This window comes from Bacillus sp. 05T31, from assembly GCF_056396725.1.
This window is the reverse complement of the sequence record NZ_JBFTMA010001229.1, coordinates 1-641: the sequence shown is the minus strand read 5'-3', so window position 1 is coordinate 641 and position 641 is coordinate 1. Positions and strand designations below refer to the sequence as shown.

At 32.1% G+C, this 641-nt stretch carries 1 protein-coding gene; it reads left to right on the top strand.

What is annotated here, in order from left to right; genetic code table 11:
- Positions 1-8: 8 nt before the first annotated feature.
- Positions 9-311 carry a metal-sensing transcriptional repressor gene (locus AC1DJR_RS32615; protein WP_000349636.1) on the top strand — a complete coding sequence of 101 codons (303 nt, stop codon included), beginning with the start codon at positions 9-11 and terminating at the stop codon, positions 309-311.
- Positions 312-641 lie beyond the last annotated feature (330 nt).

Genomic DNA, 641 nt, shown 5'->3' with positions numbered 1-641 from the left:
GTGATAATATGGATCATAAAGAACATGAAGCGGTAACACATAGATCAGAAAAAGAAAAAGAGCAAATTATAAATAGATTAAAGCGAATTGAAGGACAAGTCCGTGGTATTCAAAATATGATTGAAAATGATCGCTATTGTGTAGATATTTTAGTGCAGATTTCAGCGATTAATGCAGCGATGAAAAAAGTAGGAATGGGTGTTCTCAAAAATCATACAAGTCATTGTGTTTCAGGTGCTATTAAGGATGGTAATGGTGATGAAGCAATTGAAGAATTAATGACCGTATTTGAACGGTTTTCAAAGGCTTAAAAAACAAGCTAGTATCTAACTAGCTTGTTTTTTGTTTATTTAAGACCTTTACCTTAAAGCTTAGCGACAGCAAGAAGGCTAGGGAATTTCAGAGTGTACGTAATAGTTCGATTGATTAGACCTTTGTCATATACCTATAAGGGGTATACGTATGTTTTGTCGTAGAATGAATGGATTTATTTCAAAGAATGCTGTGTGGGATAAGAGAAAACAAGGAATTTATAAAAAAATATAAAAATCATTATATAAAACCGTTGATTACCTTAGGGGGGTATGGTAAAATAAGATTGTGATTAACAAACAATGAATGAACAAGAGGAGGATTTTAAA

Excerpts from the sequence above, each read along its gene's own strand:
- AC1DJR_RS32615 (WP_000349636.1), top strand. The coding sequence starts at position 9 with ATGGATCATAAAGAACATGAAGCGGTAACACATAGATCAGAAAAAGAA.